General features: G+C 71.0%; 1 pseudogene. It reads left to right on the top strand.

The features are described from left to right. Nucleotides 1-28: 28 nt before the first annotated feature. Nucleotides 29-404, top strand: a pseudogene (locus G3I56_RS42960) (hypothetical protein); the annotation flags it as partial.

The following is a 404-nucleotide window of genomic DNA, read 5'->3' as shown; positions in this document are numbered from 1 at the left end:
GGTCGAGCGGTAGGGCATCTCGCTCACCGTGTCGATGACATGGTGGGAGTTCGACCTGCATCCGGCCAGCCGGGACGAGAGCATCCGCAAGCTGATGGCGCAGCGCGTGCAGGAGAACCCGGCGATCGGCGAACACCGCGACGTTCTGGCCAAGTTCCTGCGCAGGGCGGCGCGCGAGGCGTACGACAGCGGGGCGGTGTACGTCGGCTGCATGGCGCAGAACTTCGGCGGGGTGCCGCTGACCGCGTCCGTCACCGTGTCGCTGGTGGGGGCGCGGACGCCCGAAGGGCAGCTGCTGGCAACGGATCCCGCGTCGATCGTGGCGGGGCTGCGGGAGAAGCCGGCCCGGCGCGAAGGGGACGCATGGCGGAAGGTGACCACGGTGGAGATCCCGGAGACCGGGG

It is taken from the genome of Streptomyces sp. SID12488, from assembly GCF_010548275.1.
In the GTDB taxonomy this organism is placed as follows: domain Bacteria; phylum Actinomycetota; class Actinomycetes; order Streptomycetales; family Streptomycetaceae; genus Streptomyces.
This window is presented reverse-complemented; position numbering and strand designations above follow the sequence as displayed.